The 25974-nt window shown below is 59.4% G+C and carries 23 protein-coding genes; 18 read left to right on the top strand and 5 right to left on the bottom strand.

The genetic code is table 11. The features are described 5' to 3' along the window. Positions 1–66 precede the first annotated feature (66 nt). Positions 67–828, top strand: coding sequence for a TenA family transcriptional regulator (locus tag ACZ0AZ_RS00905; RefSeq protein ID WP_372339854.1), 762 nt, complete (start codon positions 67–69; stop codon positions 826–828). Positions 829–930: 102 nt separating this feature from the next. On the opposite strand, the gene ACZ0AZ_RS00900 is transcribed toward ACZ0AZ_RS00905, so the two are convergent. Then, complete coding sequence (locus ACZ0AZ_RS00900; RefSeq protein ID WP_039760056.1) at positions 931–1857, bottom strand: GGDEF domain-containing protein; 927 nt, start codon at positions 1855–1857, stop codon at positions 931–933. A 156-nt stretch (positions 1858–2013) separates the two neighbouring features. On the opposite strand from ACZ0AZ_RS00900, the gene ACZ0AZ_RS00895 reads away from it, so the two are divergent. After that, positions 2014–2232 (top strand): hypothetical protein, encoded by a 219-nt coding sequence (locus ACZ0AZ_RS00895; protein WP_129997349.1) that lies wholly within the window; start codon positions 2014–2016, stop codon positions 2230–2232. On the opposite strand, the gene ACZ0AZ_RS00890 is transcribed toward ACZ0AZ_RS00895, so the two are convergent. The 4 genes from ACZ0AZ_RS00890 to ACZ0AZ_RS00875 all read right to left on the bottom strand — a co-directional run bounded on the left by ACZ0AZ_RS00890 (position 2219) and on the right by ACZ0AZ_RS00875 (position 5910). Then, positions 2219–2959: a YciK family oxidoreductase gene (locus tag ACZ0AZ_RS00890; protein ID WP_039760054.1), complete on the bottom strand. Its 741-nt coding sequence runs from the start codon at positions 2957–2959 to the stop codon at positions 2219–2221. The two genes, ACZ0AZ_RS00895 and ACZ0AZ_RS00890, sit on opposite strands and share 14 nt — an antisense overlap. Before the next feature lie 183 nt (positions 2960–3142). Continuing rightward, positions 3143–3814, bottom strand: a complete 672-nt coding sequence (mupP, locus tag ACZ0AZ_RS00885; protein WP_129997348.1) for an N-acetylmuramic acid 6-phosphate phosphatase MupP — start codon at positions 3812–3814, stop codon at positions 3143–3145. Between the two features lie 4 nt (positions 3815–3818). Beyond that, entirely contained in the window at positions 3819–4517 is a 699-nt protein-coding gene (gene ubiG, locus ACZ0AZ_RS00880) for a bifunctional 2-polyprenyl-6-hydroxyphenol methylase/3-demethylubiquinol 3-O-methyltransferase UbiG (RefSeq protein WP_039760050.1), read from the bottom strand. Between the two features lie 58 nt (positions 4518–4575). Beyond that, entirely contained in the window at positions 4576–5910 is a 1335-nt protein-coding gene (locus ACZ0AZ_RS00875; RefSeq protein ID WP_129997347.1) for a TRZ/ATZ family hydrolase, read from the bottom strand. A 108-nt stretch (positions 5911–6018) separates the two neighbouring features. On the opposite strand from ACZ0AZ_RS00875, the gene mtnA reads away from it, so the two are divergent. From mtnA to ACZ0AZ_RS00795, 16 genes are all read left to right on the top strand, one after another. Next, positions 6019–7095: an S-methyl-5-thioribose-1-phosphate isomerase gene (gene mtnA, locus ACZ0AZ_RS00870; RefSeq protein WP_039760044.1), complete on the top strand. Its 1077-nt coding sequence runs from the start codon at positions 6019–6021 to the stop codon at positions 7093–7095. Between the two features lie 424 nt (positions 7096–7519). After that, on the top strand, positions 7520–10174 hold the full coding sequence (gene gyrA, locus ACZ0AZ_RS00865) for a DNA gyrase subunit A (RefSeq protein WP_016770926.1): 2655 nt from the start codon (positions 7520–7522) through the stop codon (positions 10172–10174). Positions 10175–10405: 231 nt separating this feature from the next. After that, positions 10406–11491, top strand: coding sequence for a 3-phosphoserine/phosphohydroxythreonine transaminase (gene serC / locus ACZ0AZ_RS00860; protein WP_039760041.1), 1086 nt, complete (start codon positions 10406–10408; stop codon positions 11489–11491). Further along, positions 11491–12585 carry a prephenate dehydratase gene (gene pheA, locus ACZ0AZ_RS00855; RefSeq protein ID WP_016770924.1) on the top strand — a complete coding sequence of 365 codons (1095 nt, stop codon included), beginning with the start codon at positions 11491–11493 and terminating at the stop codon, positions 12583–12585. The genes serC and pheA overlap by 1 nt, the downstream gene beginning before the upstream one ends. A 13-nt stretch (positions 12586–12598) precedes the next feature. Next, on the top strand, positions 12599–13711 hold the full coding sequence (gene hisC / locus ACZ0AZ_RS00850) for a histidinol-phosphate transaminase (RefSeq protein WP_039760039.1): 1113 nt from the start codon (positions 12599–12601) through the stop codon (positions 13709–13711). 28 nt (positions 13712–13739) lie between these two features. Beyond that, the gene (locus ACZ0AZ_RS00845; RefSeq protein WP_240783168.1) at positions 13740–15947 is read left to right on the top strand and encodes a bifunctional prephenate dehydrogenase/3-phosphoshikimate 1-carboxyvinyltransferase; all 2208 of its coding nucleotides are present in this window, start codon (positions 13740–13742) and stop codon (positions 15945–15947) included. Then, entirely contained in the window at positions 15944–16633 is a 690-nt protein-coding gene (cmk, locus tag ACZ0AZ_RS00840; protein ID WP_024013869.1) for a (d)CMP kinase, read from the top strand. The genes ACZ0AZ_RS00845 and cmk overlap by 4 nt, the downstream gene beginning before the upstream one ends. A gap of 119 nt (positions 16634–16752) precedes the next feature. Then, positions 16753–18438, top strand: coding sequence for a 30S ribosomal protein S1 (rpsA, locus tag ACZ0AZ_RS00835; protein ID WP_016770920.1), 1686 nt, complete (start codon positions 16753–16755; stop codon positions 18436–18438). 192 nt (positions 18439–18630) lie between these two features. Next, a complete protein-coding gene (locus ACZ0AZ_RS00830) occupies positions 18631–18909 on the top strand; it encodes a hypothetical protein (RefSeq protein ID WP_129997345.1) in 279 nt (92 codons plus the stop codon). 153 nt (positions 18910–19062) lie between these two features. Continuing rightward, positions 19063–19359, top strand: a complete 297-nt coding sequence (gene ihfB / locus ACZ0AZ_RS00825) for an integration host factor subunit beta (RefSeq protein WP_007950920.1) — start codon at positions 19063–19065, stop codon at positions 19357–19359. A gap of 30 nt (positions 19360–19389) precedes the next feature. Then, on the top strand, positions 19390–19629 hold the full coding sequence (locus ACZ0AZ_RS00820; RefSeq protein WP_129997344.1) for a lipopolysaccharide assembly protein LapA domain-containing protein: 240 nt from the start codon (positions 19390–19392) through the stop codon (positions 19627–19629). A 222-nt stretch (positions 19630–19851) separates the two neighbouring features. Then, complete coding sequence (gene rfbB / locus ACZ0AZ_RS00815; RefSeq protein WP_129997343.1) at positions 19852–20928, top strand: dTDP-glucose 4,6-dehydratase; 1077 nt, start codon at positions 19852–19854, stop codon at positions 20926–20928. Next, entirely contained in the window at positions 20925–21818 is an 894-nt protein-coding gene (rfbD, locus tag ACZ0AZ_RS00810; protein ID WP_129997342.1) for a dTDP-4-dehydrorhamnose reductase, read from the top strand. The genes rfbB and rfbD overlap by 4 nt, the downstream gene beginning before the upstream one ends. Continuing rightward, positions 21815–22705 carry a glucose-1-phosphate thymidylyltransferase RfbA gene (gene rfbA, locus ACZ0AZ_RS00805; protein ID WP_129997341.1) on the top strand — a complete coding sequence of 297 codons (891 nt, stop codon included), beginning with the start codon at positions 21815–21817 and terminating at the stop codon, positions 22703–22705. The genes rfbD and rfbA overlap by 4 nt, the downstream gene beginning before the upstream one ends. A gap of 251 nt (positions 22706–22956) precedes the next feature. Continuing rightward, a complete protein-coding gene (locus tag ACZ0AZ_RS00800; RefSeq protein ID WP_129997340.1) occupies positions 22957–24399 on the top strand; it encodes a mannose-1-phosphate guanylyltransferase/mannose-6-phosphate isomerase in 1443 nt (480 codons plus the stop codon). A gap of 149 nt (positions 24400–24548) precedes the next feature. After that, the gene (locus ACZ0AZ_RS00795; protein WP_463538559.1) at positions 24549–25913 is read left to right on the top strand and encodes a phosphohexomutase domain-containing protein; all 1365 of its coding nucleotides are present in this window, start codon (positions 24549–24551) and stop codon (positions 25911–25913) included. Positions 25914–25974: the final 61 nt, after the last annotated feature.

Here is a 25974-nt window from a genome sequence, read left to right as displayed (position 1 = left end):
TCCTTGCCATCACAACTCAAAAGGAGCCGAACAGTGATCGACACATTCAACCGAACCGGACCCCTCATGGAAGCTGCAAGTTATCCTGCCTGGGCGCAACAGCTCATCAAGGATTGCAGCGAGAGCAAGCGCCGGGTTGTCGAGCATGAACTTTATCAGCGCATGCGCGACAACAAACTCAGCGCGAAAACCATGCGCCAGTACCTGATCGGGGGCTGGCCGGTGGTCGAGCAGTTTGCCTTGTACATGGCGCAGAACCTTACCAAGACCCGCTTCGCCCGCCATCCCGGCGAGGACATGGCGCGGCGCTGGCTGATGCGCAATATCCGCGTCGAACTCAACCATGCCGACTACTGGATGCACTGGAGCCGCGCCCATGGCGTCAGCCTCGAAGATCTTCAGGCCCAGCAAGTGCCGCCGGAGCTGCACGCCCTGAGTCACTGGTGCTGGCACACCAGCTCGGCAGATCCGCTGATCGTGGCAATTGCCGCGACCAACTATGCGATCGAGGGCGCGACCGGGGAATGGTCAGCGGTGGTCTGCTCGACCGGGGTCTACGCGGCAGCGTTTCCGGAAGAAGATCGCAAGCGCGCGATGAAGTGGTTGAAGATGCACGCCCAGTACGATGATGCCCACCCGTGGGAAGCGCTGGAAATCATCTGCACCCTGGCCGGCATGAACCCGAGCAAGGCTTTGCAGGCAGAGCTGCGTCAGGCGATCTGCAAGAGCTACGACTACATGTACCTGTTCCTGGAACGGTGCATGCAGCTTGAAACTTCGGAGCGGTTGCTGGTCAACCGCGAGCGCCGGACCGTAACCGAAAGCTGATCGAACTGTGGGAGCGAGCCTGCTCGCGAAAGCGGTGGGTCATTCAACGACTCGTTGTCTGACACTCCCTCTTCGCGAGCAGGCTCGCTCCCACAATGATTTTTAGCCGGCCATCGCCAGCCGGTTCCGCCCTTCGCGCTTTGCGACATAGAGCGCACTGTCGGCCCGGCGCAGCAAGCTGTCCGCCGACTCGCCCGGCAGTAACGTCGAGCATCCCAGACTCACGGTGATCTCGATCAACTGGCCATCGGCAAAGTATTCCTCCGACTGCGTCGCCTGGCGCAAACGCTCGCCGACCATCGCTGCCGCCTCGCGACCGGTGTTGGACAGCAGAATCAAAAACTCTTCGCCGCCATAACGGAACACCATGTCGACATTGCGTAGTTGCGCCTTGATCGAAGCGGCAATCGCTCTGAGCACTTCATCACCCGCGCTGTGACCATGATCGTCATTGACCCGCTTGAAGTGGTCGATGTCGAGCATCAGTACTGATAGCGGCTGCACATGGCGGCGCGACATGTCGATCTCGCGCTGCAAGGTCTGCTCCATGGCAACGCGGTTGCCAGCGCCGGTCAATGGATCGCGCAAAGCACTTTGGGTTGCAGCGCGATAGAGCAGGGCGTTGCGCATCGGATACAACAAGCAGGACAGCAGCGACTCGAGTTCGCCCTGTTCCTTGTCGTTGAAACGCTGATTGCGCCGGAAGATCAGTTCGCCCATGTGCTCACCTTCGTGGCTCAGGGTGTAGCTGACCGAATGATGACCGCGCGCGCCGAACTCCAGGCGCAGGTCGCTGGCCTTATGCACATAGCTGAGAGCGTCCAGCGGCACCAGGCGTTGGATTTCACGAAAGAACAGGCCAAGGATGCGCTGTGGCTCCAGGCTGGTTTGCAGTTGCAGGCTCATTTGCTGACGCAGTTGCGCCAGGCTGGTCGGGCGCTCGATCAGCGCCGGTAGTTGACCGAAGCCCAGGCGCTGCAATTTGGCACTGTCGAAGTCAATTGCATGGGTCTGGGAAGGAGATTTCATATGGCGTGAGCCCCTAAGCAGTAAGTCTGTCTTACAGGCTGGGTGAGAGCGGCTATGGGCTGCGCGTCGTACTGATCCATCAGTCCCGTAGGACGTTTGGCGTAAGTTTAGTCTGCCGCAAGACGATCAGTCAGCTATCGAAATCGGCGTTGCCCCATGGCCATCACACGGCATGTTTTGAGGGAATTTAGAGCGAAACCCGTGCCATTCGGTTCGATTTTATTTAAAGCTTTTCGAATCAATGACTTGCTGACGGATGACGGGCCGCCGCGCTGGGTTTTTGGCGGCTTTGTGACGGTTTCAAGCGGCAATGGCTTGCCGCGACAGCATTCTGCCGCGGCAACAAATGCGACGTATGGCGTTATTGGGCGTTGAAAGCCTGGCCATTGACGCCCGCGCTGTCGGGGCCCATCAGGTACAGATACACCGGCATGATCTCTTCCGGTGTCGGGTTGTTCAGCGGGTTTTCCCCCGGATACGCCTGCGCGCGCATGCTCGTGCGGGTGCCGCCCGGGTTGATGCTGTTGGAGCGTAACGGCGCAACGCCTTCCACTTCATCGGCCAGGGTTTGCATCAGGCCCTCGGTGGCAAATTTCGACACACCGTAAGCGCCCCAGTACGCGCGACCCTTGCGCCCGACGCTGCTCGAGGTGAACACCACCGAAGCATCCTGGGATAGCTTGAGCAACGGCAGCAGGGTGCTGGTCAGCATGAACATCGCGTTAACGTTGACCTGCATGACGCGCATGAAGTTTTCGCCGGACAGTTGTTCGATCGGCGTGCGCGGTCCGATGATCGAAGCGTTGTGCAGCAGGCCATCGAGGTGGCCGAACTCGGTTTCGATCATCGCTGCCAGCTCATCGTACTGATGGGGCAGGGCGGTCTCGAGGTTGAACGGGATCACCGCCGGTTGCGGGTGGCCCGCTGCTTCGATTGCGTCATAGACCTCGGTCAGATTGGCTTCGGTCTTGCCCAGCAGCAGCACGGTGGCGCCGTGGGCTGCATAGGTTTTCGCCGCAGCCGCGCCGATGCCACGGCCGGCACCGGTGACCAGAATGACCCGGTCCTTGAGCAATTCAGGGCGAGCGGTGTAATCAAACATAAAAACCTCATAGTCCATTTCATGAAGACCTGCTTCACCCCTGTGGCGAGGGGATTTATCCCCGTTCGGCGGCGAAGCCGTCGCAAAACCTGTGTGTCACATTGCCTGGATCAAAGCGGGGGCCGCTTCGCAGCCCAGCGGGGATAAATCCCCTCGCCACACAGGGAGCTTGGCGCAGTCAGGTCAGCAGCTGCACAGCGCGCTATCAAGCACCTTGCGCAACTCCAGCGGGTGATCCACCACCACGTCTGCGCCCCAATGCCGTGGGTTGTCATCCGGGTGGATGTAGCCGTAAGTGACCGCAGCGGTCTTGGTGCCGGCATCGCGGCCGGATTCAATATCGCGCAGATCATCGCCGATAAACAGTACGGTCGACGGATCCAGATCAAGCATCTTGCAGGCGAGGGTCAACGGCTCCGGATCCGGCTTGCTGTTCTTCACATGATCCGGGCAGATCAGCAGCGCCGAACGCTCGGCCAGCCCCAGACGTTGCATGATCGGCTCGGCGAAGCGCAGCGGTTTGTTGGTGACCACGCCCCAGATCAGGTTGGCCTTTTCGATGTCGGCGAGCAGTTCGGCCATGCCGTCGAACAGTTTGCTGTGCACGGCGCAGCCGACCAGATAGCGCTCCAGGAACTCCAGACGAAGTTCTTCGAAGCCCGGCGATTCCGGATCCATCGAGAACGTCACTGCGACCATGGCCTTGGCCCCACCGGAAATCTCGTCGCGGATGTGCTTGTCGTTGATCGGTGGCAGACCGCGATCGGCGCGCATCGCCTGGCAGATGGCGATGAAGTCCGGCGCGGTGTCGAGCAGGGTGCCGTCCATGTCGAAAAGTACCGCTCTGATGGCCATCGGCTTATTCCTCGCGCAGGGTCTGGATCATGTAGTTGACGTCAACGTCGTTGGCCAGCTTGTAGTGCTTGGTCAGCGGGTTGTAGGTCAGGCCGATGATGTCCTTGACGGTCAGGCCGGCCATGCGGCTCCACGCGCCGAGCTCGGACGGGCGGATGAATTTCTTGAAGTCGTGGGTGCCGCGCGGCAGCAGCTTCATGACGTATTCGGCGCCGATGATCGCGAACAGATAGGCCTTCGGGTTGCGGTTGATGGTCGAGAAGAACACCTGGCCGCCCGGCTTGACCATGCGGAAGCAGGCGCGGATTACCGAGGACGGATCCGGCACGTGCTCGAGCATTTCCAGGCAGGTGACCACGTCGAACTGCTCGGGCATCTCTTCGGCGAGGGCTTCGGCGGTGATCTGGCGGTACTCGACGCTGACTCCGGACTCGAGTTGATGCAGTTGCGCGACCGCCAGCGGCGCTTCGCCCATGTCGATACCCATCACCGTGGCGCCGCGCTGGGCCATGGCTTCGCTGAGGATGCCGCCGCCGCAACCGACGTCGAGGACTTTCTTGCCGGCCAGATTGACCCGCTCGTCGATCCAGTTGACCCGCAACGGGTTGATGTCGTGCAGCGGCTTGAATTCACTCTCGCGGTCCCACCAGCGATGGGCCAGGGCCTCGAATTTGGCGATTTCGGCGTGGTCGACGTTGCTCATGTTCAATTCCTCGAAAAACCTGAAAAGGGCTGTAGCCGCGGATATTGCGCCGCGGTGTTTACGATTCGGTGTGGCCGCTGATGCGCTGGCCCCAGTGGCGGGCGGTTGCGCCCAGCTGTTGTTCGTCCATACGGGTCAGGCGCCGGTCGTCGAGCAGTTGCTTGCCGGCGACCCACAGGTGTTTCACGCAATCGCGCCCGGTGGCGTAGATCAGCTGCGACACCGGGTCATACACCGGTTGTTGCGCCAGACCAGACAGGTCGAAAGCGACGATGTCGGCGGCCTTGCCGAGCTCCAGCGAGCCGACCTGCGCCTCGATCCCCAGCGCACGGGCGCCGTTGAGGGTGGCCATGCGCAAGGCGCGGTGGGCGTCCAGCGCGGTGGCGGAACCGGCGACGGCTTTGGCCAGCAGGGCAGCGGTGCGGGTTTCGCCGAGCAGGTCGAGATCATTGTTGCTCGCCGCACCATCGGTACCGACGGCGACGTTCACTCCAGCCTGCCACAAACGTTCGACCGGGCAGAAGCCGCTGGCCAGTTTCAGATTGGATTCCGGGCAGTGGATCACGCTGCTGTTGCTTTCTACCAGCAGGGCGAGGTCGTCATCGCTGATCTGGGTCATGTGCACGGCCTGGAAGCGCGGCCCGAGCAGGCCCAGGCGGCCGAGGCGCGCCAGTGGCCGTTCGCCGGTTTGCTCGACGGCCTGTTGCACCTCGAAAGCGGTCTCGTGCACATGCATGTGGATCGCGGCGTCCAGCTCCTCGGCGATCACCCTGATTTTCTCCAGGTTCTCATCACCGACGGTGTAGGGTGCATGAGGGCCGAAAGTAATCTTGATGCGTTCGTGATGCTTGAGGTCGCCGAACAATTCGACGCCCTGACGAATGGCTTCGTCGGCACTGCTGGCGCCGGGGATCGGGAAATCGAGGATCGGAATGGCGATCTGCGCACGGATGCCGCTGTTGTGCACGCGCTCGCTGGCGACTTTCGGGAAGAAATACATGTCCGAGAAACAGCTGATGCCGCCCTTGATCTGCTCGGCGATGGCCAGATCGGTGCCGTCGCGGACGAAGTCCTCATCGACCCATTTGCCTTCGGCCGGCCAGATGTGGTTTTCCAGCCAGGTCATCAGCGGCAGATCGTCAGCCAGGCCACGGAACAGCGTCATCGCCGCGTGGCCGTGGGCGTTGATCAGTCCCGGCGCCAACAGAACGTCCGGCAGTTCACGGATTTCTGTCGCGTTACACTTCAACGCTTCGGCGCGCGGGCCGATAAACACGATGCAACCGTCGCGGATGCCCAGGCCGTGCTCCTTGAGCACCACCCCTGCGGGTTCGACGGGGACCAGCCAGGTCGGCAGCAATAACAGGTCGAGCGCAATGGCAGGTTTCGGCATCGAGGGTCGGTTCCAGTGCTTTTGTAAAGGATGGCGAAGTATACCCGAGCGTCTTCGCGGGGGGATCGCTATAATCGGCGGCTTTTGTTCATGAGTGCGGGGTGTGGGATGCGCGATCGACTGTTGGCTGCGGAGAAAGTGAAGGCCATCGATTGGCGTGATGGCGCGCTGCACCTGCTGGATCAGCGTATTTTGCCGTTCGAGGAAACCTGGATCGCCTACACCAGCGCCGCCGGCGTGGCCGAGGCGATTCGCTCGATGGTTGTGCGTGGCGCGCCGGCCATCGGTATCAGCGCGGCCTATGGCATCGTCCTCGCAGCGCGGGCGCGGATTGCCGAAGGCGGCGACTGGTACGCGGCGCTGGAAGAGGATTTTGCCCTGCTGGCGGATTCGCGTCCTACTGCGGTCAATCTGTTCTGGGCGCTGGGGCGCATGCACGATCGCCTGGATCGTTTGAAAAGCAACGCCGATCCGCTGGCGGCGTTGGAAGCCGAAGCCGTCGCCATTCACGAAAGCGACCGCGAGGCCAACCTGACCATGGCGCAGCTTGGCGTCGACCTGATTCGCAAGCATCAGGGCAACGCTCAAGCCATCCTGACCCACTGCAACACCGGCGCGCTGGCCACTGGTGGGTTCGGTACTGCGCTGGGGGTGATCCGCGCGGCTTATATAGAGGGCATGGTCGAACGCGTTTACGCCGACGAAACCCGGCCATGGCTGCAGGGCTCGCGCCTGACCGCGTGGGAGCTGGCCAACGAAGGCATCCCGGTGACCCTTAACGCTGACTCCGCCGCCGCGCACATCATGAAAACCAAAGGCGTGACCTGGGTGATCGTCGGCGCTGACCGCATCACCGCCAATGGCGACGTGGCGAACAAGATCGGCACCTATCAACTGGCAGTCAACGCCATGCACCACGGCGTGCGCTTCATGGTGGTGGCGCCGAGTTCGACCATCGACATGAACCTCGCCAGCGGCGATGACATCCCGATCGAAGAGCGTGATGGCGCCGAACTGCTCGAAGTTGGCGGCAAACGCGTCGGTGCCGATGTTGAAGCGTTCAACCCGGTGTTTGATGTCACTCCAGCGGATCTGATCGACGCGATCGTCACCGAGAAAGGCATCGTCGAACGCCCTGACACCGCGAAAATGGCCCAGCTGATGTGCCGCAAGCGCCTGCATTGACAGGCTTTGGTCTTGCAGCGAGCCCTTCGCGAGCAGGCTCGCTCCCACAGGTTTTGTGATCGCCACAGACCCGTGTGGGAGCGAGCCTGCTCGCGAAGAGGTCGGTAATGTCAATAAACATCGCTAATTCAGCCCCCGATTTCACATTCAAAGAAGCTCTGAGCCTCTCTCGTCCCCCTCAAGCCTGTCATCGGTCAACTAACTATGCTCCATGCGCATCTGGGGGATAGGTGCGTGGCGGCCTTTGTGATAACATCCGGCGTTTTCCGAGGCGGCTCCACGGAGCTGTCTTTACTGCGCAAATCCGCGATCCAAATGTTGATTTGTCGTAAGTCGGCGCATGGCACTCGGCCGGCCCCGACGAGCTTCGTTGCTCCCACATGGATATGACGAAGTTTCACCAGAAAAAGGAATCAGGCTTCTCATGGGCGAACTGGCCAAAGAAATCCTCCCGGTCAATATCGAAGACGAGCTGAAACAGTCCTACCTCGACTACGCAATGAGCGTGATCGTCGGCCGTGCACTGCCGGATGCGCGCGATGGCCTCAAGCCCGTGCACCGTCGCGTACTGTTCGCGATGAGCGAGCTGGGCAACGACTACAACAAGCCGTACAAGAAATCTGCCCGTGTCGTCGGCGACGTGATCGGTAAGTATCACCCGCACGGTGACACTGCCGTGTACGACACCATCGTTCGTATGGCCCAGCCTTTCTCCCTGCGCTACCTGCTGGTCGACGGCCAGGGCAACTTCGGTTCGGTCGACGGCGACAACGCTGCGGCCATGCGATACACCGAAGTGCGCATGACCAAGCTGGCGCACGAGCTGCTGGCTGACCTGCACAAGGAAACTGTGGACTGGGTGCCGAACTACGACGGCACCGAACTGATCCCGGCGGTCATGCCGACCCGCGTACCAAACCTCTTGGTCAACGGTTCCAGCGGTATTGCCGTGGGCATGGCGACCAACATTCCGCCGCACAACCTCGGTGAAGTCATCGACGGTTGCCTGGCCCTCATCGACAACCCTGAGCTGACCGTCGATGAGCTGATGCAATACATTCCCGGTCCGGACTTCCCGACGGCTGCGATCATCAACGGTCGCGCCGGCATCATCGAAGCCTACCGCACCGGTCGCGGGCGCATTTACATGCGTGCCCGCTCGATCATCGAAGACATCGACAAGGTCGGTGGCCGTCAGCAGATCGTCATCACCGAACTGCCTTACCAGCTGAACAAGGCGCGTCTGATCGAGAAGATCGCCGAGCTGGTCAAAGAGAAGAAGCTCGAAGGCATCACCGAGCTGCGCGATGAGTCCGACAAGGACGGCATGCGCGTCGTGATCGAGCTGCGTCGCGGCGAAGTGCCTGAGGTGATCCTCAACAACCTCTACGCCCAGACCCAGCTGCAATCGGTGTTCGGTATCAACATCGTCGCGCTGATCGACGGCCGCCCGCGCATCCTCAACCTCAAGGATCTGCTGGAAGCCTTCGTCCGTCACCGTCGCGAAGTGGTTACCCGTCGTACCGTGTTCGAACTGCGCAAGGCGCGCGAGCGTGGGCATATTCTCGAAGGTCAGGCCGTTGCCCTGTCGAACATCGACCCGGTGATCGCCCTGATCAAGGCTTCGCCAACGCCGTCGGAAGCCAAGGAAGCGCTGATCAGCACGCCTTGGGAATCCTCTGCCGTGGTGGCGATGGTTGAACGTGCCGGTGCTGATTCGTGCCGTCCGGAAAACCTCGATCCGCAATACGGCCTGCGCGAAGGCAAGTACTTCCTCTCGCCAGAACAGGCCCAAGCCATTCTCGAGCTGCGCCTGCACCGTCTGACCGGTCTGGAGCACGAGAAGCTGCTGGCCGAGTATCAAGAGATCCTCAACCAGATCGGCGAGCTGATCCGCATCCTCAACAGCGCTGTGCGCCTGATGGAAGTGATCCGCGAAGAGCTGGAAGTGATCCGCGCCGAATACGGCGATGTGCGCCGCACCGAAATTCTCGATGCCCGTCTCGATCTGACCCTGGGCGACATGATCCCGGAAGAAGAGCGCGTCGTGACCATTTCCCACGGTGGCTACGCCAAGACCCAACCGCTGGCTGCGTACCAGGCTCAGCGTCGTGGCGGCAAAGGCAAATCGGCCACCGGCGTCAAGGACGAGGACTACATCGCTCACCTGCTGGTTGCCAACAGCCACACCACGCTGCTGCTGTTCTCCAGCAAGGGCAAGGTGTACTGGCTCAAGACCTACGAGATTCCGGAAGCCTCCCGCGCGGCCCGTGGTCGTCCGCTGGTCAACCTGCTGCCGCTGGATGACGGTGAATACATCACCACCATGCTGCCGGTCGAGGAGTACACCGAAGGTCACTACATCTTCATGGCCACCGCCAACGGCACCGTGAAGAAGACCCCGCTGGAATCCTTCAGCCGTCAGCGCAGCGTCGGTCTGATCGCGCTGGAGCTGGACGAAGGCGACGTGCTGATCTCTGCGGCCATCACTGATGGTGAGCGCGAAGTAATGTTGTTCTCCGACGGCGGCAAGGTCACCCGCTTCAAAGAGTCCGACGTGCGTGCCATGGGCCGTACCGCTCGCGGCGTGCGCGGCATGCGTCTGCCGGAAGGGCAGAAGCTGATTTCCATGCTGATCCCGGAAGAAGGCAGCCAGATCCTCACCGCTTCCGAGCGTGGTTATGGCAAGCGCACCGCGATCACCGAGTTCCCTGAGTACAAGCGTGGCGGTCAGGGCGTGATTGCCATGGTCAGCAACGAGCGTAACGGCCGTCTGGTCGGCGCAGTGCAGGTGCTCGACGGCGAAGAAATCATGCTGATCTCCGATCAGGGCACCCTGGTGCGTACCCGTGTCGACGAAGTGTCGAGCCTGGGCCGTAATACTCAGGGCGTGACGCTGATCAAGCTGGCCAAGGATGAAACCCTGGTCGGGCTGGAGCGGGTTCAGGAGCCTTCGGAAATCGAAGGCGAAGAGCTCGAAGGTGAAGAGGGCGAGGAAATCGCAGGCAGCGTCGGCATCGACGAAGCGGGTGAAGACCAGCAACTCGACGCCGCAGCTGACGAAGAACCGCAGGAATAAGCGGACAAACGAGGGGGCGGATGAGAATTCGCCCCCTTGTTATTTGTCCGGTATGAATTTTCGACATCATGGAGATCTCCTGTGGGAGCGAGCCTGCTCGCGAAAGCAGGCGCTGCGGTACCTCTGAAGCACCGCGGTGATGCATTGGCGAGCAGGCTCGCTCCCACAGGACCATGTTGATCGGTAGTGTGATTTATTGCGTGATACCACCAAATCAGAGCGAGATTGGATGTGAGCAAGCGAGCCTATAACTTCTGCGCCGGTCCGGCGGCGCTGCCTGAAGCTGTCCTGCAGCGCGCCCAGGGTGAACTCCTTGATTGGCACGGCAAGGGTCTGTCGGTCATGGAAATGAGCCATCGCAGCGATGAGTTCGTGTCCATTGCCACCCAGGCCGAGCAGGATCTGCGTGACCTGCTGAATATCCCGTCGAACTACAAAGTGCTGTTTCTGCAGGGCGGCGCCAGCCAGCAGTTCGCACAGATCCCGTTGAACCTGTTGCCTGAAGGCGGCTCGGCCGACTACATCGACACAGGTATCTGGTCGCAGAAAGCCATCGAAGAAGCCTCGCGCTACGGCCACGTCAACGTTGCTGCCACTGCCAAGCCTTACGACTATTTCGCCATCCCAGGCCAGAACGAGTGGAACCTGTCGAAAGACGCCGCTTACGTTCACTACGCGCCGAACGAAACCATCGGCGGCCTGGAATTCCAGTGGATCCCGCAAACCGGTGACGTGCCGCTGGTGGCCGACATGTCTTCCGACATCCTCTCGCGCCCGGTCGATATCTCGCGTTTTGGCATGATCTACGCCGGCGCGCAAAAGAACATCGGCCCGAGCGGCATTGTCGTCAACATCATCCGCGAAGACCTGCTCGGCAAGGCGCGCTCGCTGTGCCCGACCATGCTCAACTACAAGGTCGCGGCCGATAACGGTTCGATGTACAACACCCCGCCGACGCTGGCCTGGTACTTGTCCGGTCTGGTGTTCCAATGGCTGAAAGAGCAGGGCGGCGTCGAAGCGATCGCCAGGCTCAACGACGTCAAGCAGCGCACCCTGTACGATTTCATCGACGCCAGCGGCCTCTACAGCAACCCGATCAACAAGTCGGATCGCTCGTGGATGAACGTGCCGTTCCGTCTGGCTGACGATCGTCTGGACAAGCCGTTCCTCGCCGGTGCCGATGAGCGCGGCCTGCTCAACCTCAAAGGCCACCGCTCCGTGGGCGGCATGCGCGCCTCCATCTACAACGCCGTCGACATCACTGCGGTCAACGCGCTGGTGGCGTACATGGCGGAATTCGAGAAGGAACACGGCTGATGTCCGAGCAAGAACTCAAGGCACTGCGCGTTCGCATCGACGCTCTGGACACCAAGGTCCTCGAGCTGATCAGTGAGCGTGCGCGTTGCGCCCAGGAAGTCGCCCGCGTGAAGATGGCCTCGCTGGCCGAAGGCGAAGTGCCGGTGTTCTATCGTCCCGAGCGCGAAGCTCAGGTGCTCAAGCGCGTGATGGAGCGCAATCAGGGGCCGCTGGGCAACGAAGAAATGGCGCGGCTGTTTCGCGAAATCATGTCGTCGTGCCTGGCGCTGGAGCAGCCGCTGAAAGTGGCCTATCTCGGCCCTGAAGGCACCTTCACCCAAGCGGCGGCGATGAAGCACTTCGGCCACGCGGTGATCAGCAAGCCGATGGCGGCGATCGACGAAGTGTTCCGTGAAGTCGCCGCCGGTGCGGTGAACTTCGGCGTGGTGCCGGTGGAAAACTCCACCGAAGGCGCGGTCAACCACACGCTGGACAGCTTCCTCGAACACGACATGGTGATCTGTGGCGAAGTCGAGCTGCGCATCCACCACCATCTGCTGGTCGGCGAAAACACCAAGACCGACAGCATCAGCCGCATCTATTCCCACGCGCAGTCGCTGGCCCAGTGCCGCAAGTGGCTGGACGCGCATTACCCGAATGTCGAGCGCGTCGCGGTGTCGAGCAATGCCGAAGCGGCCAAGCGGGTCAAGGGTGAGTGGAATTCGGCAGCGATCGCTGGCGATATGGCGGCGGGGCTGTACGGCCTGACGCGTCTTGCCGAGAAAATCGAAGATCGCCCGGACAACTCGACGCGCTTCCTGATGATCGGTAACCAGGAAGTGCCGCCAACCGGTGACGACAAGACCTCGATCATCGTGTCGATGAGCAACAAGCCCGGCGCGCTTCATGAGCTGCTGGTGCCGTTCCATGACAATGGCATCGACCTGACCCGCATCGAAACCCGTCCGTCGCGCAGCGGCAAATGGACTTACGTGTTCTTCATCGACTTCGTCGGCCACCACCGTGATCCGTTAATCAAAGGTGTGCTGGAAAAGATCAGTCAGGAAGCAGTAGCACTCAAAGTGCTGGGTTCCTACCCGAAAGCAGTTCTCTAAGGGGCGGTAGCAAATGAGTGGCAACTTCCTCGCTCTGGCACAGCCGGGCGTGCAACAACTTTCGCCGTACGTTCCGGGCAAGCCTGTGGACGAACTGGCGCGCGAGCTGGATCTGGATCCGGCAAAAATCGTCAAACTGGCGAGTAACGAAAACCCATTGGGCGCCAGCCCAAAGGCGCTGGCGGCAATTCGCGAAGAGCTGGCCGAGCTGACCCGCTACCCGGACGGCAATGGTTTCGCCCTGAAATCACTGCTGGCCGAGCAGTGTCGCGTCGAGCTGAATCAGGTCACCCTGGGCAATGGCTCCAACGACATTCTTGAGCTGGTAGCCCGTGCCTATCTGGCCCCAGGCCTGAATGCGGTGTTCAGCGAGCACGCTTTCGCCGTCTATCCGATCGCGACTCAAGCGGTCGGCGCACAAGCCAAAGTCGTTCCGGCCAAGGATTGGGGCCATGACCTGCCGGCGATGCTTGCGGCCATCGATGCCAACACCCGCGTGGTGTTTATCGCCAACCCGAACAACCCGACCGGCACCTGGTTCGGCGCCGAAGCGCTGGACGAATTCCTGCAGGACGTTCCCGAGCATGTGCTGGTAGTCCTCGACGAGGCTTACATCGAGTACGCCGAAGGCAGCGATTTGCCGGACGGTCTCGATTTCCTCGCCGCATACCCGAACCTGCTGGTGTCGCGCACCTTCTCCAAGGCCTATGGCCTGGCCGCGCTGCGCGTCGGTTATGGCTTGTCGACGCCTGTGGTGGCGGACGTGCTGAACCGCGTTCGTCAGCCATTCAACGTCAACAGCCTCGCATTGGCGGCGGCGTGTGCGGCGTTGAGGGACGAGGAATATCTGGCGCAAAGCCGCCAGCTCAACGAAACCGGCATGCAGCAGTTGCAGGCGGGTTTCCGTGAGTTGGGGCTGGGCTGGATCGAGTCCAAAGGCAACTTCATCTGCGTCGATCTCGGCCAGGTCGCGGCTCCGGTTTTCCAGGGCTTGCTGCGCGAAGGCGTGATCGTGCGTCCGGTGGCCAATTACGGCATGCCGAACCACCTGCGGGTGACCATCGGTCTGCCAGCGGAAAACAGCCGTTTCCTTGAGGCGCTGCGCAAGGTTCTGGCTCGTGGTTGATGTCACTGCGCTGCAACCTGCTGCACCTATGATCGGTCGCCTTGTGGTGGTCGGTCTGGGGTTGATCGGTGGTTCGTTTGCCAAAGGCTCGCGTGAAAGCGGCCTGTGCCGTGAAGTGGTCGGCGTCGATCTGGATCCGCAATCGCGCAAGCTCGCGGTCGAATTGGGTGTGGTCGATCGCTGCGAGGACGATCTGGCGGCAGCTTGCGTCGGTGCCGATGTGATTCAGCTGGCGGTGCCGATTCTGGCCATGGAAAAACTGCTCGCGCGTTTGTCGGTGATGGACTTGGGCTCGGCGATTCTGACGGATGTCGGCAGCGCCAAAGGCAACGTAGTGCGCGCCGCGACCGAAGCGTTCGGCGGCATGCCGGCGCGTTTCGTCCCGGGGCACCCGATTGCTGGTTCCGAGCAGAGCGGGGTGGAAGCTTCGAATGCCGAGCTGTTCCGCCGGCACAAGGTGATCCTGACGCCGCTTGAGCAAACCGATCCTGCCGCACTGGCGGTGGTCGATCGGCTCTGGCGCGAACTGGGCGCCGATGTCGAGCACATGCAGGTCGAACGGCACGACGAAGTGCTCGCCGCGACCAGCCATCTGCCGCACCTGCTGGCTTTCGGCCTGGTCGATTCATTGGCCAAGCGCAATGAAAATCTGGAGATCTTCCGTTACGCTGCCGGTGGTTTTCGCGATTTCACAAGAATCGCCGGAAGCGACCCGGTGATGTGGCACGACATCTTCCTCGCCAACCGCGAGGCTGTCCTGCGCACACTCGATACATTTCGCAGCGACCTCGACGCCTTGCGCGACGCGGTCGATGCAGGGGATGGGCACCAATTGTTGGGCGTTTTCACGCGCGCCCGGGTTGCCCGCGAGCATTTCAGTAAAATCCTGGCCCGCAGGGCCTATGTGGACGCTATGAATTCCAACGATCTGATCTTCCTGGCTCAACCTGGTGGCCGCCTGTCCGGTCGGATTCGCGTACCGGGTGACAAATCGATTTCCCACCGTTCGATCATGCTCGGCTCGCTGGCCGAAGGCGTCACCGAAGTCGAAGGCTTCCTTGAGGGCGAAGACGCCCTGGCGACCTTGCAGGCGTTTCGCGACATGGGTGTGGTCATCGAAGGCCCGCACCACGGCCGCGTGACTATCCATGGTGTCGGCCTGCACGGCCTGAAACCGGCGCCGGGCCCGATCTATCTGGGCAACTCCGGCACCTCGATGCGTCTGCTCTCCGGCCTGCTGGCGGCGCAGAACTTCGACAGCACCTTGACCGGCGACGCTTCGCTGTCCAAGCGCCCGATGAATCGTGTGGCCAATCCGCTGCGGGAAATGGGCGCCGTGATCGAAACTGCTGCTGAAGGTCGTCCACCAATGACCATTCGTGGCGGGCACAAGCTCAAGGGCCTGACTTACACCATGCCGATGGCCAGCGCGCAGGTGAAATCCTGCCTGCTGCTTGCCGGTCTGTATGCCGAAGGCAAGACCACTGTCACCGAGCCGGCACCGACGCGCGACCACACCGAGCGCATGCTGCGTGGCTTCGGCTACCCGGTCAGCGTCGACGGTGCCACGGCTTCGGTCGAATCCGGCGGCAAGCTCACTGCAACTCACATCGAAGTGCCGGGCGATATTTCCTCGTCGGCGTTCTTCCTGGTCGCGGCCTCGATTGCCGAAGGTTCCGAACTGGTGCTCGAGCACGTCGGTATCAACCCGACCCGTACTGGCGTGATCGATATCCTGCGGCTGATGGGCGCCGATATCACGCTGGAAAACCAGCGCGAAGTCGGTGGCGAGCCAGTGGCTGACTTGCGCGTGCGGGCAGCTAGACTCAAGGGTATCGAGATTCCGGAAGAACTGGTCCCACTGGCGATCGACGAATTCCCGGTCCTGTTCGTTGCTGCCGCGTGCGCCGAAGGGCGTACCGTGCTGACCGGCGCCGAAGAGCTGCGGGTCAAGGAGTCCGACCGGATTCAGGTCATGGCGGACGGCTTGCTGGCGCTGGGCGTCAAGTGCGAACCGACCCCGGACGGCATCATCATCGACGGCGGCCAGATCAGCGGCGGTGAAGTGCACGGTCACGGCGACCACCGTATCGCCATGGCCTTCAGCGTCGCTTCGTTGCGCGCTACCGCACCGATCCGCATCCATGATTGCGCCAACGTCGCGACCTCGTTCCCCAACTTCCTCGCGCTGTGCGGGCAAGTCGGCATTCGTGTGGCACAAGAGGCTCAGTCGTGAAAAACATTGCACCGGTCATCACCATCGATGGGCCAAGCGGCTCCGGCAAAGGCACGGTCGCCGGGATTCTGGCCAAGCGTCTGGGCTGGAACCTGCTGGATTCCGGTGCGCTTTATCGCTTGCTCGCGTTCGCTGCGCACAACCATGGCGTCGACCTGACCAATGAAGAGCTGCTGAAGACATTGGCCGCTCATCTGGATGTGCAGTTCATCGCCGCGACCGAAGGTCAGCTGCAGCGGATCATTCTGGAAGGCGACGAAGTCAGCGATGTCATCCGTACCGAAAGCGTCGGTTCCGGCGCCTCGCAAGTGGCTGCGCTGCCCGCCGTGCGCGAGGCGCTGCTGCAGCGCCAGCGTGCTTTCCAGGAAGCGCCGGGCCTGGTGGCCGACGGTCGCGACATGGGTACGGTGGTGTTTCCGGATGCACCGCTGAAGATTTTCCTCACCGCCAGTGCCGAGGAGCGGGCGCGCCGTCGATATTTGCAGTTGAAGGGCAAAGTCGAGGGTGTTAGTCTGTCGAGTCTGCTAGATGAGATCCGTGCACGCGATGAGCGTGACACCCAGCGCGCAGTAGCCCCGCTCAAGCCGGCGGCCGACGCGATTCAGCTGGATTCAACGGAGCTTTCCATCGATCAGGTGCTTGAACGCATCATGAGCGAGATCGCCATTCGCGATATCGCCGGGTGACCAAGAAGGTCGCAGGGGACCAGTCATAGTCCTGCGGTGCTTCTTTTAAATGAAACTAACCCACACCGTCTGGGGTGTGGAGATGGGCGTTTACTTCGCCCTCATCTACAGGAATTAAAATGAGCGAAAGCTTTGCGGAACTCTTTGAAGAAAGCCTGAAAACCCTGAACCTTCAGGCAGGCTCCATCATCACCGGTGTTATCGTTGATATCGATTACCAGGCTCGCTGGGTAACCGTTCACGCTGGTCTGAAGTCTGAAGCACTCATCCCGCTTGAGCAGTTCTACAACGATGCTGGCGAACTGAACATCAACGTTGGTGATGAAGTTCACGTTGCTCTGGATTCGGTTGAAGACGGCTTTGGCGAGACCAAGCTGTCCCGTGAAAAAGCCAAGCGCGCTGAATGCTGGATCGTTCTGGAAGCAGCCTTCGCAGCCGAGGAAGTGGTCAAGGGCGTTATCAACGGTAAGGTTAAAGGCGGCTTCACTGTCGACGTTAACGGCATCCGTGCGTTCCTGCCAGGTTCCCTGGTTGACGTCCGTCCAGTGCGCGACACCACGCACCTGGAAGGCAAAGAGCTGGAATTCAAGGTCATCAAGCTGGACCAGAAGCGCAACAACGTTGTCGTTTCCCGTCGCAGCGTCCTCGAAGCCGAGAACTCCGCCGAGCGTGAAGCTCTGCTGGAATCCCTGCAGGAAGGCCAGCAAGTCAAAGGTATCGTCAAAAACCTCACCGATTACGGCGCATTCGTCGATCTGGGTGGCGTGGACGGCCTGCTGCACATCACCGACATGGCCTGGAAGCGCATCAAGCATCCTTCCGAGATCGTCAACGTTGGTGACGAAATCGACGTCAAGGTTCTGAAATACGATCGCGAACGCAACCGTGTTTCCCTGGGCCTGAAGCAACTGGGCGAAGATCCATGGGTTGCTATCAAAGCCCGTTACCCAGAAGGCACTCGCGTTACCGCTCGTGTAACCAACCTGACCGACTACGGCTGCTTCGCTGAGCTGGAAGAAGGCGTTGAAGGTCTGGTACACGTTTCGGAAATGGACTGGACCAACAAGAACATCCACCCTTCGAAAGTCGTACAAGTCGGCGACGAAGTGGAAGTCATGGTTCTGGACATCGACGAAGAGCGTCGTCGTATCTCCCTGGGCATCAAGCAGTGCAAGTCGAACCCATGGGAAGACTTCTCTGGCCAGTTCAACAAGGGCGACAAGATCTCCGGCACCATCAAGTCGATCACCGATTTCGGTATCTTCATTGGTCTGGACGGCGGCATCGACGGTCTGGTTCACCTGTCCGACATCTCCTGGAACGAAGTGGGCGAAGAAGCCGTACGTCGTTTCAAGAAGGGCGACGAGCTGGACACTGTCATCCTGTCTGTTGACCCAGAGCGCGAGCGCATCTCCCTGGGCATCAAGCAGCTGGAAAGCGATCCGTTCTCCGAGTACGTCTCGGTTAACGACAAGGGCGCTATCGTGACCGGTACCGTGAAAGAAGTTGACGCCAAAGGCGCCATCATCGTTCTGGCCGACGACATCGAAGCTACCCTGAAAGCCTCCGAAATCAGCCGTGACCGCGTTGAAGACGCGCGCAACGTTCTGAAAGAAGGCCAGGAAGTTGAAGCCAAGATCATCAGCGTTGATCGCAAGAGCCGCGTAATCCAGCTCTCGATCAAGTCGAAAGACGATGCTGAAGAGAAAGAAGCCATCCAGAGCCTGAAAGCAGCTCCGGAAGGCGAAGCAGCTGATACCACTATGGCGGCACTGCTGCGTCAAGCAATGGCCAAACAGAACTGAGTTCTGCTTGATCATAAAAAAGGGCGACTTCGGTCGCCCTTTTTTGTGTCTGCGATTTGGTCTTTGTACGTCCGTGCATGAAACCAATGCCGACGCCTGCGGGTCTGTTTCTTTAATCGGATCAATCGCCTATTCGCGACTAAGCTTGGTCTTGAGCGTTAGTCGTCAGGCTTGCCTGGCATAAGGAAGTGGATGAACAAGTTACTTGTTGCTGCAATGGTCCTGGCGCTGGCAGGGTGCACCACCAGCGCGAAAACCCATGCGGTGCGCGGCGTCAGTGGTATCGAGGTCGATTGCTCGGGGCTGGGCTCCGGTTGGGAAAAGTGCCAGAAACGCGCAGCGAAGGAGTGCAAGGGCAAGGGCTACAAGGTCATAACCCGGTCTGATGATGCCGAAGATGACGACCAATATCCGTTCGGCTTCAATCCGGCAGGCTTCGTAACCCGGACCATGCTGGTGATGTGTCGTTAGGTGCGCAGCGATCCGACTCGCCAATGGGATGCCCTGAAAATGGGCATTTTGACCCCGGGAAAGATATGTCAATCCCTGGGCTGTTCAAAATCTTCCGGGCATGCTAAAACCTTTCAAGCGCTGATCTAGCTGCTTGAAAAAGAAGGGAAAAATATGACGAAGTCGGAGTTGATCGAACGAATTGTCACCCATCAAGGGCTACTCTCATCCAAGGATGTGGAGCTGGCCATCAAGACCATGCTTGAACAAATGTCTCAGTGCCTCGCCACCGGTGATCGTATTGAGATCCGTGGTTTCGGCAGCTTCTCCCTGCACTATCGCGCGCCTCGTGTAGGTCGCAATCCCAAGACCGGCCAGTCCGTCAGTCTGGACGGTAAATTCGTTCCGCATTTCAAGCCGGGTAAAGAATTGCGTGATCGGGTAAATGAGGAAGAGGAGGAGGGCGCTTGATCTTCGCTATTCAAATTCAAGGGGGCGTGAATGCGTAACCTGAAACGCATACTGCTTGGCGTTTTTCTTCTGCTGATGGTTCTGATTGTTCTGGCATTTGTGCTGGAGAACCAACAATCGGTTGCGCTTTTGTTTCTGGGTTTTTCCGGCCCGCAGTTGCCAGTCTCGGTGGTTGCAGTGTTGGCGCTGCTGATTGGCATGCTGATTGGCCCGGTATTGGGCTGGTTTCTGGGGCGTTCATCCAGAGCCGCGCGCAAGCGAATGGTCTGAAAGCGGCAGGCGCACGGCATCTGTCGAAATTGCGTCTCGGCGTGCCTTTATCCATTAGTAAAACCATCATTAAGCTGTAAAATGCGTCCCTTGTTCGATCGTGCCTTCTGCATGTCGATTCAGACTGACTCTGACGGATGCCGACTGATAGTGGCTTCTGCATTCATGGATTAGACCGCGCTCGCTGGCAGCGCTGTCCGCAGCTCAAGGGTATCGCTTCGCGTGAAAATTCTAGTTACCGGCGGTGCCGGCTTCATTGGCTCGGCAGTCATCCGTCATATCATCTCCAAGACTTCCGATGCAGTCGTTAACGTCGATAAACTCACGTACGCCGGCAATCTGGAGTCATTGGCGGAAGTCAGTCAGAATTCCCGTTATGCGTTCGAGCGGGTCGATATCTGTGATCGTGACCAGATCGACCGCGTTCTGCGTGAACATCAACCGGATGCAATCATGCATCTGGCCGCAGAATCCCACGTTGATCGCTCTATATCGGGACCTTCCGACTTCATCCAGACCAATATCATCGGTACTTACACGCTGCTCGAAGCCGCGCGCCATTACTGGGCTGCGTTGGATGATGCACGCAAAGCGAATTTCCGCTTCCATCACATTTCGACCGACGAGGTTTACGGAGATCTCGAAGGTCCGGAAGACCTCTTCACCGAAACCACGCCTTATCAGCCAAGCTCACCCTACTCGGCGAGCAAGGCCAGCTCCGATCATCTGGTTCGGGCCTGGGCACGCACTTATGGCTTGCCTACGCTGGTTACCAACTGTTCGAACAACTATGGCCCATGTCACTTCCCTGAGAAGCTGATCCCGCTGATCATTCTCAACGCACTTGAAGGCAAGCCGCTGCCGGTGTACGGCAAAGGCGATCAGGTTCGCGATTGGTTGTATGTCGAAGATCATGCTCGTGCGTTGTACAAAGTCGTCACCGAAGGCGTCATCGGTGAGACCTACAACATTGGCGGACACAACGAAAAACAGAACATCGAAGTGGTGCATACCCTGTGTTCGTTGCTCGATGAATTGCGGCCTGATTCGGCCCATCGTCCCCATGCCAGCCTGATTACCTATGTGCAGGACCGACCTGGGCATGATCAGCGCTATGCCATCGATGCCAGCAAGATCCAGCGGGAATTGGGTTGGGCGCCTGAAGAGACCTTCGAGACCGGAATTCGCAAGACTGTCGAGTGGTACTTGAGCAACGCTGATTGGGTTGAGCACGTGAAGAGCGGCAGCTATCAGCAGTGGATCGATCAGAACTACACGGATCGCTCGAACAACGCATGAAAATCCTGCTGCTGGGCAAGAACGGTCAGGTGGGCTGGGAGCTGCAACGCTCTCTGGCTCCGCTTGGGGAGTTGATTGCGCTTGATCGCCATCAGGCCGGTGGATTGAATGGCGATCTGTCGAATCCCGAGGCTCTTCGCACGACGATTCGGCAGGTCCAGCCCGACGTTATCGTTAACGCTGCTGCTTACACTGCGGTTGATAAAGCCGAATCGGAAACCGACTTGGCTGACCGTGTAAACGGCATTGCAGCGGGTGTTATGGCTGAAGAAGCCGTCGTCTCGGATGCCTGGCTGGTTCATTATTCAACCGATTACGTTTTCAATGGCCAGGGCACTGCCGCGTGGCGGGAAACGGATGCCGTTGCGCCGGTGAACCATTATGGATTCAGCAAACTCGCCGGCGAGCAGGCAATCACTGCATCGGGTTGCAAGCACCTGATCTTCCGTACCAGTTGGGTTTATGGTGCTCGCGGTAACAACTTCGCGAAGACGATGCTGCGGTTGGCCAAGGATCGCGAAACGTTGAGCGTGGTCGCGGATCAGATTGGTGCGCCTACCGGTGCAGATCTGATTGCCGACGTAACGGCTCAGGCGCTTCGCCAGGCCCTGCAACGGCCCGAACTGGCGGGGTTGTACCACTTGGCAGCCGCTGGTGAAGTGTCCTGGCATGGCTACGCAAACCAAGTGATCGCCTTCGCTCAAGCCAATGGTGAATTACTCGCCGTGAAGGCTATCGAGCCAGTCGAAAGCGCTGCCTATCCGACGCCCGCACATCGACCGCTGAACTCGCGTCTGGATACTCAAAAGCTGCGCGCTACTTTTTCTCTACACTTGCCGGATTGGCAAAGTGGTGTAACCCGAATGCTCAGGGAAATTCTGAATAAATGATCAAGACCAATCGTAAAGGCATCATTCTCGCTGGTGGCTCGGGGACACGTTTGCATCCGGTCACGCTGGGGGTGTCCAAGCAGCTGTTGCCTATCTACGACAAACCGATGATTTTCTATCCGTTGTCTGTGCTCATGCTCGCGGGCATACGAGAAATCCTGATCATTTCGACCCCTGAAGACTTGCCCAATTTCCGCAAGTTGCTGGGCGACGGCAGTCTGTATGGCATCGAGTTGAGTTATGCCGAACAGCCGAGCCCGGACGGCCTTGCGCAGGCGTTCATCATCGGCGAATCGTTTATCGGTAGCGACCCTTGCTGCCTGATTCTCGGCGACAATATCTTTTACGGTCAGTACTTCACCGAAAACCTGCGCTCTGCCAACGCTCAGGATTCAGGCGCGACAGTGTTCGGCTATCACGTGTCCGACCCGGAGCGTTTCGGGGTGGTGGAATTCGATGCCAATGGCTGCGCGCTGAGCATCGAAGAAAAGCCGCTGAAGCCGAAATCCAACTACGCCGTGACCGGGTTGTACTTCTACGATAACCAGGTCGTCGAAATCGCCAAGAACATCAAGCCGTCGGAACGAGGCGAGCTGGAAATTACCGACATCAATCGTGCGTATCTGGAACAGAAAACCCTGAACGTCGAAATGTTGGGGCGCGGCTTTGCCTGGCTGGATACCGGTACACATGACTCGCTGCTGGAAGCCGGGCATTTCGTCCACACCATCGAGCATCGTCAGGGGCTCAAAGTAGCGTGCCTGGAGGAAATCGCCTACCACAACGGCTGGATTACCGATGAGCAGGTCGAAGCTCAGGCGCAGCGCCTGAAGAAAACCGGATACGGGCAGTATCTGCAAAAGTTGCTGGATCAACCCGCGCGTTGACGGGCGCTGCTTGCCGACCACCGTTCGTTGCATTCTGTCGAATCATCAAGGGGGCTGGCGCTGTAGAATGGCAGACAATCACGCAACGTATTCGGCGCTCGCGAGGGCGTATGTGTCATCAGCCCTGTCGTCTTGAGGCCGAGAGGCGGGGCAAGGATTCTGCACTGGGTTCGGTGCAGTTCGACTGCAATCATTATTGAGACTGCTTTCCTGGATATCATTTGCAGGAGAGAGGGTTAAGGACTTTGAGCATGGAACTGATTCCCGTAATTTTGTCTGGCGGAGTGGGCAGCCGGTTGTGGCCTGTATCCCGTGAAGCCCATCCAAAACCCTTCATGGAGTTGCCGGATGGTCAGAATCTGATCCAGAAGACGTTCTTGCGCGCCTCACGGCTGGACGGTGTGGTGGAAGTCCTCACCGTGACCAATCGCGAGTTGCTGTTCAAAACTGAAGATGAATACGGCGTCGTCAACACGGCCAGGCACGCGCAAGGCTTCATTCTCGAGCCCTGTGGGCGAAACACGGCGGCGGCAGTGGCCGCAGCGGCCTTGCAACTGGAAGCCACCCATGGTCCCGATGCACATATGCTGGTGCTCGCCGCCGATCATTTGATCCAGGACGAAAAAGCCTTTGCCGCGGCGGTGTCCGATGCTGTGGCGCTGGCCAGTGAAGGCTGGCTGGTTACGTTTGGCATTCAGCCGACCTATCCGGAAACCGGTTTCGGTTATATCGAAGCGCAGAAAGAGGCACCGCTCAAGGGCGGGTTGAAGGTCGCCCGGTTTGTCGAGAAACCTGATCTGGAGACTGCACAGAACTACGTCAGTGCTGGCAACTATTTCTGGAACTCGGGCATGTTCTGTTTCCGTGTAGGCACCGTTCTGGAAGAGCTTCGGCTGCACGCCCCCGACGTTGTCGAGGCGGTTGCAAAGACCATCGAGGTGTCTCGCCTATCGTCCTCCAACAAATATCGTTGCCTGGCGCTGGACAGCGAAAGCTTTGCGCAGGTGCCGGATATCTCCATCGACTATGCATTGATGGAGCGTTCCCAGAAAGTCGCGACCATACCGTGCGACATTGGCTGGAGTGACATCGGTTCATGGAACGCGGTGAGCGAACTGACTGCGCCGGATGAAAACGGCAACCGCTTTGAAGGCGAAGTGTTGTCCCATGGCTCGCGCAATAATTATGTGAACAGCGAGGGGCGTCTGACTGCGCTGGTCGGTGTGGAAGACCTGTTGGTCATCGACACGCCTGATGCGGTGATGATTGCTCATAAAGATCACGCTCAAGACGTGAAACACATCGTCAATCAGCTCAAGGCGTGCAGCCACACCGTGCATTTGCTGCACCGTACGGTCCACCGTCCATGGGGTACCTATACCACCCTGGAAAATGGCGAACGCTTCAAGATCAAGCGAATTGTAGTAAAGCCCAAAGCGTCGCTGTCGCTGCAGATGCATCATCACCGCAGTGAACACTGGATCGTCGTCAGCGGGATGGCGGTCGTGGTCAACGACCAGCAGGAACTGATGCTCAACACCAACGAGTCGACGTTCATCCGTGCCGGTCACCAGCATCGCCTGATGAACCCGGGCGTCATTGACCTGGTGCTGATCGAGGTGCAAAGCGGCGATTATCTGGGTGAAGACGATATCGTCCGCTTTGAAGACAATTACGGCCGCGTCGACAAATAACAGCGCGGTGGCAGCCATAGGCCTGACCGGCGATTTTTTACCGGTCGGGCTTATTTGCATGTGACATTGCGCGACTTCACTCCCTATCGATGATTCACAGCTGCGGCATTTTCCGGCGGCTGTCTCGGATTCCCAGGCAAGAGATCGAAATGCATACCCCTATCAAGACCCGCTGCTTTAAGGCTTATGACATCCGTGGTGAAGTACCGGTCGATCTGAATGAGGATGTCGCTTACCGGATCGGCCGGGCCATGGTCGTTGAGTTGCAAGCCAAAAGCATCGTGCTGGGGCGCGATATGCGACTGGAAAGTCCGATGCTGGCCGAGGCGATGGCCCGTGGACTGAGAGAGGCAGGTGCCGGTGTCATCGACATCGGCCTGTGCGGAACTGAAGAAGTCTATTTCGCCACCAGTGCCTTCAATGCCGATGGTGGCGTAATGATCACGGCGAGTCACAATCCCAAAGGCTATAACGGGATGAAACTCGTCAAGTCGCAATCACGTCCCATCAGCGGTGACACCGGGCTGAACGCCATCCGTGATCGGGTAGAGAGTGGTGACCTTGGCGCGTTGGCGGAAGCCGTAGGTAATGTGCGTGAGGCGTTCGATAAAAGCCGTTACATCGACCACTTGCTGACTTACATCAACGTGGCGAACCTCAAGCCGCTGAAGATCCTTGCAGACCCTGGCAACGGTGCTGCCGGGCCGGTCCTGCAGGAGTTGATGGGCAAGTTGCCATTCGAATGGACGCTGATCAATGCCGAGCCGGACGGTCACTTCCCCAATGGCGTGCCCAACCCTCTGTTGCCGGAAAATCGCGAGCTGACGCGCCAGGCATTGCTTGAAAATGGCTGCGATGTCGGGCTGGCGTGGGATGGGGATTTTGACCGGTGTTTCTTTTTCGACGAAACCGGCCGGTTTATCGAAGGTTATTACCTGGTCGGGCTGTTGGCGGAAATGTTGCTCAAGCAACACCCGGGCAGCAAGATCATTCATGACCCGCGACTGACCTGGAACACCATCGAGCAGGTCGAGCAAGCGGGCGGCGTGCCGGTGTTGTGCAAGACGGGGCATGCATTTATCAAAGAGCGCATGCGTATCGAGGACGCCATTTATGGCGGCGAAATGAGCGCCCACCACTATTTCCGTGATTTCGCCTATTGTGACAGCGGGATGATCCCGTGGTTGTTGGTCACGGCCCTGATGTCCAGCACTGGCAAGAGCCTGGCGCAACTGGTCGACGAGCGTATTGACGCTTATCCATGCACCGGCGAGATCAACTATCGCGTTGAAGATGTGCCGGCGATGCTGCACAAAGTCCTGGAGCATTTCCTGCCGCTCAATCCCGCGCTCGACAGGACTGACGGCATCAGCGTGTCGTTTGCCGACTGGCGCTTCAACCTGCGCGGCTCCAACACCGAGCCGCTGTTGCGCCTGAACGTCGAAACCCGTGGCGATCAGGCATTGATGTGGGCGCGTCTGAAAGAGATCGAGTTGTTGATCAAGGGTGCTTGAAGCTTCGCCCGTCTGGTATTCAGCGGCGCCCGTGCTTGGGTGAGCGAAGCACAGCGATGCG

The organism is Pseudomonas sp. AC239 (assembly GCF_979258545.1).
Note: the sequence above shows the minus strand (reverse complement) of the source record. Positions and strands in the feature narration are given on the sequence as shown.